At 42.9% G+C, this 15,803-nt stretch carries 13 protein-coding genes; 12 read left to right on the top strand and 1 reads right to left on the bottom strand.

Annotation, left to right across the window (positions count from 1 at the left end; genetic code table 11):
• Nucleotides 1-72: 72 nt before the first annotated feature.
• The 3 genes from HNR31_RS02445 to HNR31_RS02435 all read left to right on the top strand — a co-directional run bounded on the left by HNR31_RS02445 (nucleotide 73) and on the right by HNR31_RS02435 (nucleotide 4,849).
• Complete coding sequence (locus HNR31_RS02445) at nucleotides 73-525, top strand: MarR family winged helix-turn-helix transcriptional regulator (RefSeq protein WP_181554656.1); 453 nt, start codon at nucleotides 73-75, stop codon at nucleotides 523-525.
• A complete protein-coding gene (locus HNR31_RS02440; protein WP_181554655.1) occupies nucleotides 522-3,647 on the top strand; it encodes an MMPL family transporter in 3,126 nt (1,041 codons plus the stop codon). Before HNR31_RS02445 ends, HNR31_RS02440 begins: the two co-directional genes overlap by 4 nt.
• 527 nt (nucleotides 3,648-4,174) lie before the next feature.
• Nucleotides 4,175-4,849, top strand: coding sequence for a type 1 glutamine amidotransferase domain-containing protein (locus HNR31_RS02435; RefSeq protein WP_181554654.1), 675 nt, complete (start codon nucleotides 4,175-4,177; stop codon nucleotides 4,847-4,849).
• 237 nt (nucleotides 4,850-5,086) lie between these two features.
• Here HNR31_RS02435 and rnhC read toward each other — a convergent pair whose 3' ends face one another.
• Nucleotides 5,087-5,992 (bottom strand): ribonuclease HIII, encoded by a 906-nt coding sequence (rnhC, locus tag HNR31_RS02430; protein WP_181554653.1) that lies wholly within the window; start codon nucleotides 5,990-5,992, stop codon nucleotides 5,087-5,089.
• Between the two features lie 116 nt (nucleotides 5,993-6,108).
• Between rnhC and zapA the strand changes: the two genes are divergently transcribed.
• The 9 genes from zapA to HNR31_RS02385 all read left to right on the top strand — a co-directional run bounded on the left by zapA (nucleotide 6,109) and on the right by HNR31_RS02385 (nucleotide 15,801).
• Nucleotides 6,109-6,372, top strand: a complete 264-nt coding sequence (zapA, locus tag HNR31_RS02425) for a cell division protein ZapA (protein ID WP_181554652.1) — start codon at nucleotides 6,109-6,111, stop codon at nucleotides 6,370-6,372.
• 4 nt (nucleotides 6,373-6,376) lie between these two features.
• A complete protein-coding gene (locus HNR31_RS02420; RefSeq protein WP_181554651.1) occupies nucleotides 6,377-6,916 on the top strand; it encodes a CvpA family protein in 540 nt (179 codons plus the stop codon).
• Nucleotides 6,917-7,012: 96 nt separating this feature from the next.
• Nucleotides 7,013-8,737, top strand: a complete 1,725-nt coding sequence (polX, locus tag HNR31_RS02415) for a DNA polymerase/3'-5' exonuclease PolX (RefSeq protein WP_181554650.1) — start codon at nucleotides 7,013-7,015, stop codon at nucleotides 8,735-8,737.
• A gap of 22 nt (nucleotides 8,738-8,759) precedes the next feature.
• On the top strand, nucleotides 8,760-11,117 hold the full coding sequence (locus tag HNR31_RS02410; RefSeq protein ID WP_181554649.1) for an endonuclease MutS2: 2,358 nt from the start codon (nucleotides 8,760-8,762) through the stop codon (nucleotides 11,115-11,117).
• Between the two features lie 15 nt (nucleotides 11,118-11,132).
• Nucleotides 11,133-11,540: a DUF350 domain-containing protein gene (locus HNR31_RS02405; RefSeq protein WP_181554648.1), complete on the top strand. Its 408-nt coding sequence runs from the start codon at nucleotides 11,133-11,135 to the stop codon at nucleotides 11,538-11,540.
• Nucleotides 11,541-11,773: 233 nt separating this feature from the next.
• Entirely contained in the window at nucleotides 11,774-13,447 is a 1,674-nt protein-coding gene (locus HNR31_RS02400; RefSeq protein WP_181554647.1) for an AMP-binding protein, read from the top strand.
• Nucleotides 13,448-13,571: 124 nt separating this feature from the next.
• A complete protein-coding gene (locus HNR31_RS02395) occupies nucleotides 13,572-14,156 on the top strand; it encodes a TetR/AcrR family transcriptional regulator (RefSeq protein WP_181554646.1) in 585 nt (194 codons plus the stop codon).
• Between the two features lie 33 nt (nucleotides 14,157-14,189).
• Nucleotides 14,190-14,963, top strand: coding sequence for an enoyl-CoA hydratase (locus HNR31_RS02390; protein ID WP_181554645.1), 774 nt, complete (start codon nucleotides 14,190-14,192; stop codon nucleotides 14,961-14,963).
• A gap of 64 nt (nucleotides 14,964-15,027) precedes the next feature.
• Nucleotides 15,028-15,801, top strand: a complete 774-nt coding sequence (locus HNR31_RS02385; protein WP_181554644.1) for an electron transfer flavoprotein subunit beta/FixA family protein — start codon at nucleotides 15,028-15,030, stop codon at nucleotides 15,799-15,801.
• Nucleotides 15,802-15,803: the final 2 nt, after the last annotated feature.

The raw sequence follows: 15,803 nt of genomic DNA, 5'->3' as shown, positions 1-15,803 counted from the left end.
CTTTTTCCATCTACATAGTTAAATTGTTTAATAGTTAAATAGTTGAACTATTTTTGTGGAAGAGGTGAGATTTTGCAAAGGGAAAAAATTAATGTGCTCATTGAGCGGTATCTTTCTGTTTCGTTTTTGGTGACGAAAAAAGCGGCAGCATTAGTGAAGTGTGAAATCGACGAAGATATGACAAACGACCAGTATTATCTTTTACGTTACGTGAAGAAACGGGAAACATGCACTTCAACAGAATTAGCATCGGTGTTTGGCGTAAACAAAAGTGCGATCACAGCGATGATGAACCGTCTTGTTGATAAAGGACTGATTCAACGAACGCGCGATGAAAACGACAGGCGTGTCGTCTATTTAACGCTAACCGAAAAAGGAAACGAATGGTTCGTAAAAACAGAAGAAAAAATTCATAAATTAGTCGAATCGCTCATAATGAAATTTTCGGAACAAGAAATTGAATCATTTATTCAAACGTATGAAAAACTAGCAAGAATTTTACAAGAGTTGGAGGAAACACAATGAGGGCCATCGTGAAAGGAAAATGGTTCGTTTTGCTTGCATGGGTCGCTAGTGTTGTTGTGTTGATGATGACAGCGCCGAATATGGCGGAGCTTGTCCGTGAAAAGGGACAAATTACCGTTCCAAAAGGATATTCTTCCTCGTTGGCAACCGAAATTTTACATGACGTGCAGAAAAAAGAACAGAAAGGCAACGAAGTTACCGTTGCGCTCGTGTTTCATCGCGACGGTCGCTTGGATGATAAAGATTGGAAGGAAGCCGAAAAAGCGATTCGAGAGCTTGAAAACAACAAAGGAAAGTTAGGGATTACGGAGATTGTTTCTCCTGTCAAAGAAAAAGAATTGAAGGATGAACTTGTTTCGAAAGACGGAACGACGATATTAACATCAATTCACATGGAGCGAAATGGACGAAGTGCGAAAGAAATGAGCAGCGCCCTTTACAAGGCGATTGATGATATTTCATTAGCCCATTATTACACAAGCAGTTGGATGATTGATGAAGATGTTGTGGCTAGCTCACAAGCAGGATTAAAGAAAACAGAAGGTATTACGGTTGTGTTCATTTTAGTCGTGCTTTTTGTGGTGTTTCGCTCGTTTGTCGCTCCATTTGTTCCGCTTCTCACCGTCGGGATGACGTATTTGGCTTCCCAATCGCTCGTTGCGTTTTTAGTCGACAATGTGAACTTTCCGCTGTCCACGTTTACGCAGACATTTTTAGTCGCGGTGTTGTTCGGGATTGGGACCGATTATTGTATTTTGTTGCTGAGCCGGTTTAAAGAAGAATTATCGCAACACGAAAGTCGAACCGACGCGATTGTCGCGACGTATCGTACCGCTGGAAAAACGGTGTTATTTAGCGGATTTGCGGTGATGATCGGGTTCGCGGCCATTGGGTTATCGACGTTTAAATTGTATCAGTCGGCTGCCGCGGTAGCGGTAGGGGTGGCGATTTTACTTGTGGCGCTCATGACACTCGTGCCATTCTTTATGGCAGTGCTTGGTCCAAAATTATTTTGGCCGGCCAAAGGGAAGCTGGAGCATAAACAAAGTAAACTATGGGATTTTGCCGGACGCTTTTCGTTTGCAAGACCGCTTGCTGCCTTATTGATTGTGGCGGTTATTTCTCTTCCTGTTTTGTTGACATATGATGGGGATTTATCGTTTAACTCCCTTGAGGAAATCGGTGATGACTATGCATCGGTAAAAGCATTTAACATTATTGCCAAAAGTTTTAATCCAGGCGAAGCGATGCCGACACAAATTGTCATGAAAAATGATGAAAACATGAATGAGCCTGAATATTTTGCGCTCATTGAAAAAGTGAGCCGCGAAGTTGAAAAGGTCGACGGAGTTGACAAAGTGCGCTCAGTTACAAGACCAACAGGAGAGCCGATTCAACAATTATTTGTGGCGGAACAAGCGAAAAGCTTAAAAGAAGGTCTCGGGCAAGGAAATAAAGGAATTGAACAAATTAGTTCCGGATTGAACAAAGCAAGCGAGCAACTTTCCGCTTCGGCGCCGAAACTAAAGCAAGCCACAAGCGGTATTCAGGTGCTTGTATCAGGAACGAACGAATTAAAGTCAGGGGTTGGCGATCTGCAAAAGGGACTTTCGCAAATTGAACAAGGCATTCGCAATGGCTCTATGGGGGCGGGTGACATCAAGAAAGGATTAGAGGACATTCACACCAATGCCAAGAAACTGTTAGCCGGTGCGCAACAATTGTTGCAAGGGTACGAAACAGCAGGTTCTAGCTTATCTTCGCTTCTTGAACAATACGAGAATATGGAAACAGGGGTCAACGCATTATCGCAACAACTATCAGCGATGAACGAATCGTTGAATCATATTGAACAAAATCACCAAGAATTGCAGCAAGACCGTGAGTATCAACAAGTGAAAATGGCGGCCTTCCAACTAACGCAACAATCGAAACAAATGGCGGTTGGATTTCAACAAGTTAACGATGCCCTTCGTCAAGTAAGCGATGGCGTTCGTCAAGCAAATGGCTCGTTTGCCCAATTGATTGCCGGACAAAAAGCACTGATCGATGGCATGACGAAGCTGATTAACGGTCTTGAAAAACTGCAGCAAGGCATGGAAAAAGCGGCGGATGGCCAACAGCAAATTATCCACCAATTGCCGCAGTTGTCAAATGGATTAAGTCAACTCAACGCTGTCCAGGAACAGCTGTTAAATGGATTTTCCCAACTTGACGGGCAAATGAATCAGCTAATTACGGGACTCGATAAAAGCGCGGATGGGCTCCGTCAAGTAGCAAATGGTCTTGGTTCTGCCGAAAATTATTTGTCTGAGCTTTCCTCTTCGCCGGATGAGGAAATGACCGGGTGGTATATGCCGAAACAAGTGCTTGACAGCAAAGAGTTTGCCCAAGCAAAAGAGGTATATATGTCTAAAGATGGGAAAGTCGTAACATTTGATGTCGTGTTCAAGAAAAATCCGTATTCGACAGCAGCGATGAACCAAATTGATGATATTAAGCAAGCCGTAGAGCGTGCAGTCAAAGAGACGAAACTAGAGAATGCGAAAGTAGCTGTCGGTGGTGTGACAAGCATTTATTCCGATTTGCATGAGATTTCGGCAAAAGACTATTCTCGTACTGTTGTTTTGATGTTAATTGGAATTGCTTTGATTTTAATTGCATTGCTTCGTTCATTTGTTATGCCGATCTATTTAATTTTATCGCTTATTTTAACGTATTACACCTCCATGGCGGTAACCGAGCTTATTTTTGTACAATGGCTAGGTTATGATGGCATTAACTGGGCGGTTCCGTTCTTCGCGTTTGTTATTTTAATCGCCTTGGGCATTGACTATAGCATTTTCCTTATGGATCGCTTTAACGAATATAGAGACAAACCGGTACAAGAGGCAATGCTTTTGGCGATGCGCAACATGGGAACGGTCATTATTTCCGCCGCTGTCATTTTAGGTGGAACGTTTGCGGCGATGTATCCGTCTGGAGTGTTATCGCTTTTGGAAATTGCAACCATTGTATTAACCGGATTAGTCTTGTATGCGCTTGTCGTTTTGCCATTATTCGTTCCTGTTATGGTAAAAACGTTTGGAAACGCCAATTGGTGGCCGTTTATGAAACAGTGATGTAACGTGAAAAGTGGATGCCCAAAAGTAAAAGCTTTTGGGCATCCTCATTAGAGAGAATATATATAAAATGAAAAGAACACCGATCCCATGATGTCACTTCTATTCATAAGGGCTTGTTCCATGAAGGCAGAAAAAAAGAGGAATTCTTCAGAAACAATACATGAGTTGTATCTTCAAAGAAAGAATATGTAAAGAATGATTAGTGAGAAAGGAATACCCACCGATCCTATGAAACAGGAATCGAAGCTCTCTTTTTTACGAAACAACCTAGTTAAAGGAATACATAGGAATTAATTTGTCAGTGAAGGAGCACGACCATATTCAAGGACTCTATATCTCAATCAATAGATACAAACATTCTTAATAACTAAAGAACGTAAGAACTGATTTTGCTCGTTGGTTACACAATAAGAATGACGTTTCCGAAAAAATTTTTTATTTTGTCATACATAAGCATATTTTTGGAGTTTCAGAAAAAGGTAGTATATGATATCAGTAACTTACATAAACAGGGAGGAATGACAATGGCGAATACGAAGCGTATTTTAATGGTTGTTACAAATCATACGACGATTACAGATGATCATAAAACGGGGCTTTGGCTTGAGGAATTTGCGGTTCCTTATCTTGTCTTTAAGGAAAAAGGATATGATGTCAAGGTAGCAAGTATTCAAGGAGGAGAGGTGCCTCTTGATCCCCGCAGTATAAATGAAAAGAAACCTGAATGGGCAAAAGCGGAAGAAGAGTTGAAAAGCACAGCTCGTTTAAGCAAGGAGGATGCAGCTGGATTTGATGCCATTTTCCTTCCGGGTGGCCACGGGACGATGTTTGATTTCCCAGATAATGAAACACTCCAATATGTATTGCAGCAATTTGCAGAGGACGGCAGAGTCATTGGTGCCGTGTGCCACGGGCCATCGGGTCTTGTTAATGTAACATATAAGGACGGAACTCCGTTAGTAAAAGGAAAAACCGTAACCGCGTTTACTGACGAAGAAGAAAGAGAAGTGCAATTAGATAAGTATATGCCATTTTTGCTTGAATCTACTTTGCGCTTAAGAGGAGCTAATTTCGTTTCTGGAGAAAAATGGACAGATTTCTCTGTTCGTGATGGGAATTTAGTAACGGGACAAAATCCGCAGTCAAGCAGAAGCACAGCGGAAAAAGTGATCGAAGCGATCGAAAATTATGGTTCATAAAGCAAAAGCACCGTACAAAACAACAACGTTTTGTACGGTGCTTTTTTGAAAAGGTAAGAAAGCAAACATTGTGCCTAGCTTCACGTACTATCGTCTTGAGATAGCTTCGACTCAAACTATTGATGAAGGGCACAATGTCCGGCATTCGGCGGGCCACAGGACGTGACAAGAGACGAATGGGATCTTTTCGGTGAATTTCTAGCGCTTGTTGCCAATAGGAAGGACGCTTACGCTTTTTTATATATGGGCGATACGTCTCGCTTTGTCTGTATTGGCGAAGTGAAGTTTGGCGCACGTATCAAGTACAGAAAGTCCGTGCGTTTCCATTAACTTCGCCGCCACTTGGTCGACTTGCTCCCCTGCTCCTTTTGGAAGCTCCATGCCTACCTGCTTGCTTAATTGTTCCATTTCATTCAAAAATACATAGCGAGCGATCATCGAAGCAGCGGCGACGGCGACATGAATCGTTTCTGCTTTTGGATAACAATATACTCGTTCGCAGATAACCTCTTTTTCTCCTTCTAAATATCGGAAATATAAATCACGTTCAATAAATTGGTCAATTAAAATTGCTTCCGGTTCAAGCGGTGCGAGCTGTTGAACGAGCTTTCGAATTGCTTCATTATGTAACAATGCTTTCATTTTGGTTTGCGGCATTCCGCTTGCTTGCCATTCGTTGTACGTTGGATTCGAAAGAACGACGGAGCAATACGGGATGGCTTTCATGAGCGAAGGAGCAAGCCGGCGAATTGCTTCATCCGTTAACAATTTCGAATCTTTCACTCCCATGTTTTTGATAGTTTCAATGTTTTCTTTTGCGACATAAGCAGCGACGACGACGATTGGTCCGAAATAATCTCCTGTTCCGACTTCATCCGATCCGATCGCCGATACAGCTGTCCAGTGCGGTTGTTGAACAGGTACTGACTCTTTTACCGATTCATTTGTCCACCGTGCTGCTTCTCGTTCTGCCTCTTTTCCTTGAAACAGCACTTTTCCCGAGCGATACGCAGTAATCGTGCAACCTGCTAGTTTGGCAACAAATAAAGCGCCCGTTGGAAGGTGATCTGTTATATAAGAAGCATAATGCTGCCTCATTTCATCGATCATCATTTTCGTTGCTTTTATGACGTGATTGGCCAAATTCCTCATCTCCTATTAAAGATTCATCCACCGGAAGGGGAAAGGTCACGTCTTTTCATTATACCAGCATTCATGGTATGATAAACATTAGGATTTTTACGAATGGGGGAAATAATTTGGCAGAGCAACAAAAAACGCGGATTACGGTCGACATATATGGACAGCAATATGCGATTGTTGGCACGGAAAGCTCTAGCCATATTCGGTTAGTGGCGTCGATTGTCGATGATAAAATGCGAGAAATTAGCGCGAAAAACCCGACATTAGATATTAATAAACTGGCGGTATTAACGGCTGTCAATGTCGTTCATGAATACATAAAATTAAAAGAGGACTACGATCGACTTTTACAGCAAATGAAAAAAGAAAAGGATGAGTGACTGAATGGTTGATTTAGTATTGCTTTTCATCCTTTTAATGGGATTTATGATTGGCTTAAAACGCGGATTTATTTTGCAGTTTATTCATATGACAGGATTTATCATCGCATTTGTCGTTGCCTATATGAACTACGAAAAATTTGCACCGACGCTTCGATTATGGATTCCGTATCCTTCGTTCGGCGATCCGGAGACGGTCAAAATGTTATTTGAAAGCGCGCATCTTGACGAAGCTTACTATCGAGCGATGGCGTTTGCGATTTTATTTTTTGCGACGAAAATTATTATGCAAATTATTGGCTCTATGCTTGATTTCGTCGCACAATTGCCGCTGTTGCGAAGCGTGAATCGTTGGGCTGGCGGTGCGTTAGGGTTTGTTGAGGTGTACTTAATCGTATTTCTTTTCTTATATGTCGGTGCCCTCATTCCGATTCAAAGTTTGCAGGCCCAGATTCAACATTCGTTTATGGCCACTGTCATTGTCAAGCATACTCCATTTTTATCTGACATGCTGAAACAAATGTGGATTCATTATATGGCATAGCGACTTCTCTATCCGATAGGGAAGTTTTTTTGTACTTTTTCACGAAAAACTTGTATCATTTTTCATAGTGGATCGTACGTATAGGTGGTGTTTGTCATGCTAGCCAATAAAAAAGATGTGATTCAGCTATTGGAAACGATTGCGTTATATATGGAAATCAAAGGAGAAAATCCGTTTAAAATTGCTGCGTTTCGCAAGGCGGCGAACGCGTTAGAGACCGATGAACGCAGTTTAGCAGAAATTGAAGATTTCACAAAAATTCCGGGAATAGGAAAAGGGACATCTGCCGTCATTAAAGAATTTCTCGAAACAGGGAGATCAATGGTGCTTGAGGAGTTACAAAACGAGATTCCGTCTGGTTTATTTTCGCTTTTAAAAATTCCCGGACTTGGCGGCAAAAAGATTGCCAAGCTATATCAAGAGCTTGGAGTTGTTGATGTCGCTTCTTTAAAGGCTGCTTGTTTGGAACAGAAAGTGCAGGCGCTTGCAGGATTCGGAAAGAAAACCGAAGAAAAGATTTTAGCTGCAATTGAAGAGATGGGTTCTCGTCCGGAGCGCTTGCCGCTTGCTTTAGTGCTGCCGATTGCTGAGGAAATTGAACAGCAGCTGGGGAACATGAGTGGAGTGATTCGCTTTTCCCGTGCCGGAAGCCTGCGGCGCATGAAGGAAACTGTGAAAGATTTAGATTTTATCATTGCGACCAATGAGCCGCAGCGGGTACGTGAACAATTGGTTGCGTTAGCCAATGTTTCTGCTGTCATCGCCAGTGGCGACACAAAAGTATCGTTACAGCTTCGCTATGAATATGAGATCGCTGTCGATTTTCGCTTAGTGACCCCGGAACAATTTGCGACTACTTTGCATCATTTTACAGGTTCTAAAGAACATAATGTGCGGATGCGGCAACTGGCGAAAGAGCGCGGGGAAAAAATTAGTGAATATGGTGTCGAGAACACAGAAACAGGCGAAATAATCACGTTTGCGGATGAAAAAGAGTTTTTTGCCCATTTTCGATTGCCGTTCATTCCGCCAGAATTGCGCGAAGATGGAAGTGAAGTGGATCGGTATCAGGAAGACTATCCTCTTATTCATTTTTCCGATATTCAAGGGGATTTGCATATGCATTCCGCTTGGAGCGATGGCGCGTGCTCCATTGAGGAAATGGCGGAAGCGTGCCGCAAAAAAGGATATCGATATATGGCGATTACCGATCATTCACAGTTTTTGAAAGTAGCGAACGGCTTGACAGTCGAACGATTAAAACGACAACGTGAAGAAATCGAACGGTTAAATGCGAAATACGATGATTTTACCATTTTATCCGGCGTTGAAATGGACATTCTGCCTGATGGAACGCTCGATTATGATGATGAAGTGCTTCAGGAACTGGATTTTGTGATTGCCGCGATTCATTCGGGATTTTCCCAGCCGCGTGATGTGATTATGGCACGGTTAAAAGCGGCATTGAACAATCATCATGTCGATCTCATTGCCCACCCGACAGGTCGGTTAATTGGGCGGCGTGATGGTTACGATGTAGATATAGATATGCTTATTGAGCTTGCGCGGGAAACAAATACAGCGCTTGAATTAAACGCCAACCCGCATCGGCTTGATTTAGCCTATTCGTACTTAAAAAAAGCACAAGAGGCTGGCGTCAAAATTGCCATTAACACGGATGCCCATCATTTGGACATGCTAGAGGATATGAAAGTGGGCGTGGCAGCAGCTCGGAAAGGATGGATTCGTAAAGATACGGTGATCAATACGTGGACGTTGGAAGAACTGCGCCAATTTTTACGGCGACATGACGAAAAATAGTAAACATGGAGGTTTTTCATCTGTGCATACACGAGTTTTCAAAGTGTTAGAGTTTGACAAAGTGAAAGCCCAATTGCTAGAACATGTATCTTCGTCATTAGGAAAGGAAAAGGTAGAGCGGCTATTTCCATCTTCTGACTTTGATGAAGTTGTTCAATGGCAGGAGCAAACCGATGAAGCAGTCGCTTCTTTACGTCTGCGCGGGCATGTTCCGCTCGACGGAATTGTTGATATACGGTCAAGCGTGAAGCGAGCAAGCATCGGCGGAACATTAAGCCCTCAGGAATTGCTCGATATTGCAAGTACCTTGTATGCAGCTAGACAAATGAAAACATTTATTGATTCGCTCGCGGAGGATTCGTCATCGTTTTCCCATTTATCGCAATATGCAGCCGGGCTCGTTTCGTTGTCCGAGATCGAGCAAGCAATTAAAAAATGCATCGATGATCACGGTGAAGTGCTGGATAATGCCAGTGAGCGTTTACGGTCGATTCGTCAGCAGCTACGAAATACAGAAGCGAGAGTTCGCGAAAAATTGGAAAATATGATTCGTTCTTCATCGGCGCAAAAAATGTTATCGGACGCGATTATTACCATTCGTAATGATCGTTATGTTATCCCGGTAAAACAAGAGTATCGCAGCGCTTATGGCGGCATTGTTCATGACCAATCGTCTTCCGGAGCGACGTTATTCATTGAGCCGCAAGTCGTCGTCGATTTGAACAACCAGCTTCAAGAAGCTCGCGTCAAAGAAAAACAGGAAATAGAGCGAATTTTAATGGAGTTAACGGGAAAAGTTGCTGAACAAGCAGATGCTCTGTTAGAGAACGTCAACATATTAACCGAACTCGATTTCTTGTTTGCCAAAGCGAAATACGCAAAGAAAATAAAGGCAACAAAGCCATTGATGAACGATCACGGCTATATTCGCCTGTTAAAGGCGCGCCACCCTCTCATTGATCCGAATGTCGTCGTTCCAAATGATATTGAACTTGGTAAAGATTACACAACGATGCTCATTACTGGTCCGAATACAGGGGGAAAAACAGTCACGTTAAAAACGATCGGACTGTTGACGCTTATGGCGCAAGCAGGTCTCTTTATTCCGGCGTTGGACGGTTCGGAATTAGCGGTGTTCCGCTCCGTTTATGCCGACATTGGCGACGAACAATCAATTGAACAAAGTTTGAGTACGTTTTCTTCCCATATGGTCAACATTGTCGATATTTTGCGCAACATTGATAGCGACAGCCTTGTGCTGTTTGACGAATTAGGAGCAGGGACAGATCCTCAGGAAGGGGCAGCGCTGGCAATTGCCATTTTGGACGAAGTACATCAACGCGGAGCGCGCGTTGTCGCGACGACGCATTATCCGGAGTTAAAAGCGTACGGGTATAATCGACGCGGCGTCATCAATGCGAGCGTTGAATTTGACATCGAAACATTAAGTCCGACGTATAAATTATTAATCGGTGTTCCAGGGCGGAGTAACGCGTTTGAAATATCAAAACGTCTCGGCCTTGACGAGCGCATCATTGAACGGGCGAAATCCCATATCAGCGCAGAAAGCAACAAAGTCGAAAATATGATTGCCTCCCTTGAGCATAGTAAAAAGCGTGCGGAAGAAGAATGGAAACAGGCTGAAGACGCACGGAAAGAAGCGGAGCGGCTTCGCAACGAGTGGGAAGAGAAGCTTGAGGAATTAAACGAAAAACGAGATGAACTTATTGAAGAAGCGAAACGAAGAGCCGCCGATATCGTCAAATCATCTCAACAAGAGGCGGAACACATCATTCGTGAGCTTCGGCAAATGCAGAAAGAAAAGCAGGCGGAAATTAAGGAGCACGAGCTGATTGCTGCGAAAAAACGGTTAGAAGAAGCAGTACCAACGTTCGATTCGAAGAAAAAAGTGAAAGCGGCGAAGCGGACGCATCATGAATTTCGTCCTGGTGACGAAGTGAAAGTCGTTCATTTAAATCAGAAAGGTTACTTGCTTGAAAAAGTATCTGACGATGAATGGCAAGTGCAGCTCGGCATTTTAAAAATGAAAATTAAAGAGCGCGAGCTGGAGTATATCGGCAGCTCGAAACCGACAGAAACGAAGCCGCTAGCAACTGTCAAAGGAAAGGACTATCATGTTGGGCTTGAGCTTGATTTGCGCGGGGAACGGTATGAGGATGCGATTGTCCGCCTCGAAAAATATATTGATGATGCGCTTTTAGCTGGTTATCCGCGCGTTTCGATTATTCACGGAAAAGGCACAGGAGCGTTGCGAAAAGGAGTACAAGAATTTTTGAAAAAACACCGTTCCGTCAAAAACATTCGCTTTGGCGAGGCAACTGAAGGAGGAACGGGTGTTACGATTGTGGAATTGAAATAATAAGGGGCGAAGACGATGAACTCCTTTTGGGAAAATGAAGTAGTGAAAATTGCAGCAAATTTTAGTGTAGCTGTCCTATGTATGGTTGTGTTTTTAGCGATTTTTGAGCTCGTCACCAAATATAAAAATTGGGATGAGATTCAAAATGGAAACGTGGCTGTTGCTATGGCAACGGGTGGAAAAATTTTTGGTATCGCTAATATTTTTCGATATGCACTTCATCATCATGATTCACTGCTTGCGATGATCGGTTGGGGTGTGTACGGGTTTATTTTATTGCTTATCGCCTATTTTATTTATGAATTTTTAACGCCAAAATTTAATATTGACGAGGAGATTGCCAAGGATAATCGTGCGGTCGGCTTGATTTCTATGGTCATTTCGATCGGCTTATCATTTGTGATTGGTGAAGGAATTCATTAGAACGAATACGGGGAGTAAAAGAGAGATGGAGACATTAGCGAAGGTATTATTTGTTTTATGTGGTGTCTTTCTTGTCATCGGCATTGTTTACTTATTATTTTTTGCTTAATAAGAAAACAATAAGCGTCCTACAACAGCAATAGTAGGCGCTTATTTTTTTATGATGTAAAATTTCGAAAAGTATAATAAAATAAAAATGAATCGTCTGAATAATCAAACACGGAGGGGATATGATGGAAAAACCGTGGCTCGCTTATTACCCGCCGCAAATTTCGCCACATCTTGACTATCCGGCAAAAACGCTACCGGACTATTTAAGGGAAACGGCAGCGCAATTTGGGCAAAAAGAAGCGATTTATTTTCTTGGAAAAACGTTAACTTTTCAAGAGGTGTACGAACAGTCGTTAGCTTTCGCAAACTATCTCGTGAACATCGGACTAAATAAAGGAGATCGTGTCTCGATTATGCTCCCAAACTGTCCGCAGTCAGTCATCAGCTATTACGGGGTGCTGTTCGCTGGAGGAATCGTCGTACAAACGAACCCGCTTTATACGGAACGCGAGCTTGAATACCAACTTAACGATAGCGGAACAACGGTGTTAATTACATTGGATATGCTTTATCCAAAGGCGGTCAAAGTAAAAGGGCACACGAACGTCAAGCACATCATTATTACGAGCATCAAAGATTATTTACCGCCACTGAAAAAATGGCTCTATCCATTTGTGCAAAAAAGGCAGCAGCCGGTTGCGGTGCAAATCGAAGAGCGTGACGACCAGCATCTCTTTTCCAATATTGTTGCCCGAACGAGCCCAAATGAAATCAATGTTGAGGTCGACCCAGTTGAAGATGTTGCATTGCTGCAATATACGGGTGGCACGACAGGGTTTCCGAAAGCAGCGATGCTTACCCATCGCAATTTAATTGCGAACACGTTGATGTGCGTTCATTGGATGTACCGCTGCGAAAAAGGGAATGAAGCGATTTTAGGAGTATTGCCATTTTTTCACGTGTACGGCATGACGACGATTATGAATTTAGCGATCATGCGAGCGTATAAAATGATTCTCCTCCCGAAATTTGATGTCGAAATGACGCTAAAAACGATCGAAAAGCAAAAACCGACGTTGTTCCCCGGAGCACCGACGATGTATATCGCACTATTAAATCATCCAAACTTATCCCGTTATGATTTGTCGTCCATCAAAGCATGCATTAGCGGTTCGGCTCCGCTGCCGGTAGAGGTGCAGGAGAAATTTGAACAAATAACCGGAGGAAAGCTCATTGAAGGATACGGTTTAACTGAAGCATCCCCTGTTACCCATGCGAATTTTTTATGGGACGGTGAACGGATAAAAGGAAGCATTGGCGTTCCGTGGCCGGATACGGAGGCAAAGATTATCTCGCTAGAAACTGGACAAGAAGCGAAGGTGAACGAAATTGGTGAACTTATTATTCGTGGTCCACAAGTGATGAAAGGATATTGGAACCAACCATTTGAGACGGAAAGTGTATTGCGCGACGGCTGGCTATATACAGGGGATGTAGGATATATGGATGAACGTGGATATTTCTTCATCGTCGACCGCAAGAAAGATATAATTATTGCCAGCGGATATAATATTTATCCGCGCGAAGTCGAAGAAGTATTATATGAGCATCCAAAAGTGAAAGAAGCGGTCGTTGTTGGCGTTCCGCACGAATATCGAGGCGAAACAGTGAAGGCGGTTATCGTGCTCAAAGAAGGAGAACAATGTACCGAAGAAGAGTTGGACGAATTTATGAGAAGTCGATTGGCAGCCTATAAAGTGCCGCGTATCTATGAGTTCCGTAAAGAACTTCCAAAAACAGCGGTCGGGAAAATTTTACGCCGGGTGTTAGTGGAAGAGGAAAACAAAAAAGGGTAAAAGGGCCTGCCAACGGAAAAGGCTCTTTCTTTTGTAAAACTTCATCTTGACAAAATTAACAGATAGTTTTTAAAATAGAAATATGAATGATTATTCATTCATATTTTGAAAAGGAGAATGAGTATTGAAAAGAGACAAACCGAAATTTAAACAAATCATCGAAGCAGCAGTAGTTGTCATTGCCGAAAACGGCTACCACCAAGCACAAGTATCCAAAATTGCGAAACAAGCGGGGGTCGCAGACGGAACGATTTATTTATACTTTAAAAATAAAGAAGATATTCTCGTTTCGCTTTTTCGTGAAAAAATGGGCTCATTTATTGAGAAAATTGGGCAAGAAATAGAAGGAATTTCGAGTCCTTCACAGAAGTTATATGTGTTAGTAGAAAAACATTTTCAACTATTATCTGCTGATCGTCACTTAGCGATCGTTACTCAACTTGAATTGCGTCAATCAAATAAAGAATTGCGTCTACGAATTAACGAAGTGCTAAAAGGCTATTTACGCGTTGTCGATCAGATTGTCAAAGAAGGAATCGAAAAAGGAGAGTTTCGCAAAGATTTAGATGTTCGCCTTGCAAGACAAATGATTTTCGGTACGATTGATGAAACGGTAACGACATGGGTGATGAATGAGCAAAAATACGATTTAGTGGCTTTAGCCAAACCTGTTCACGAGCTGTTGACAAGAGGCTGCTCCGCCTCTTGAATCCAAGAAAATGACAAAGGGGAGAGGGAGAACATGGAGTTTTTCAAAACGAATACGGAGGGATTTGTCGCGACTGTTTCTCTTTTGCACCCTCCGGCCAACGCATTATCGTCCGCTGTTTTGAAAGAGCTTTCAATGCTGTTAGAACAATTAGAGACCGATGACAAAGTTCGGGTCATTCTTCTTCATGGAGAAGGGAGATTTTTCTCCGCTGGTGCCGATATTAAAGAATTTACAGCTGTTAGCTCAAGAGAGCAGGCAGCGGAGTTGGCACGTGCAGGTCAACAAGTCATGGAGCAGATAGAGCAATTTCCAAAACCGATCATTGCCGCCATCCACGGAGCTGCATTAGGTGGTGGATTGGAGCTGGCGATGAGTTGCCATATTCGTATAGTTGCAGAAAACGCCAAACTCGGATTGCCGGAATTGCAGCTGGGCATTATTCCGGGATTTGCCGGAACACAGCGATTACCCCGTTACGTTGGTTCCGGAAAAGCGGCAGAAATGATGTGGACAAGTGAGCCGATTACCGGCACAGAAGCGGTTCAATGGGGTCTGGCGAACCGGGCGGTACCAGAAGAACAGCTGCTGGAGGAAGCGAAAACATTAGCAAACAAAATCGCGCAAAAAAGCCCGATTTCCATTCGCGCTACGCTTCAACTTTTAAACGCCGCGAAGGAAAAATCATTTCATGAAGCGGTCCGCTATGAAGCAGAGCTGTTCGGAAACGTGTTTACATCCGAAGATGCAAAGGAAGGCGTACAAGCATTTATCGAAAAGCGATCTCCGCAATTTCAAGGAAAATAGCAACTTAAATTTACAGAATCTTTAAAACTGAATAAATGTTTCATAAACATAAGGAGGGGCTTTCATGAACATTTTTGTCTTAATGAAGCGCACGTTTGACACAGAAGAGAAAATTGTCATTGCGAACGGCAAAGTGAATGAAGATGGTGCTGAGTTTATTATTAATCCGTATGATGAATACGCGATTGAAGAGGCGATTCAAGTTCGCGACAAGCATGGCGGAGAAATTACCGTGATTACCGTAGGAAATGAGGACGCGGAAAAAGAATTGCGCACTGCATTGGCGATGGGATGCGATAAAGCAGTGTTAATCAACGTCGAAGATGATGTAGAAGAACAAGATCAATATACCACTGCAAAAATTATTGCCGAATATTTAAAAGATAAGCAGCCAGATTTAATTTTAGCTGGAAATGTGGCGATTGACGGCGGCTCAGGACAAGTCGGCCCGCGCGTCGCTGAATTGCTTGGCATTTCTTACGTGACGACGATTACGAAGCTTGACATTGATGGTGGAAAAGTAACGATCGTTCGCGATGTTGAAGGAGACGAAGAAATCATTGAAGCATCGCTTCCATTGCTGGTGACAGCGCAACAAGGGTTAAATGAACCGCGCTATCCTTCTTTGCCAGGAATTATGAAAGCGAAAAAGAAGCCGCTCGAAGAATTAGAGTTAGATGACTTGGACTTAGAAGAAGATGATGTAGAAGCGAAAACAAAAACAATCGAAGTTTTCTTGCCGCCGAAAAAAGAGGCAGGAAAAATTCTTCAAGGCGAGCTGGCGGATCAAGTAAAGGAGCTTGTCACGCTGTTACGCACAGAAGCGAAAGTCGTTTAATG

The sequence above is a fragment of the Thermaerobacillus caldiproteolyticus genome (assembly GCF_013761245.1).
Taxonomy (GTDB): Bacteria; Bacillota; Bacilli; order Bacillales; family Anoxybacillaceae; genus Thermaerobacillus; species Thermaerobacillus caldiproteolyticus.
Note: the sequence above shows the minus strand (reverse complement) of the source record. Positions and strands in the feature narration are given on the sequence as shown.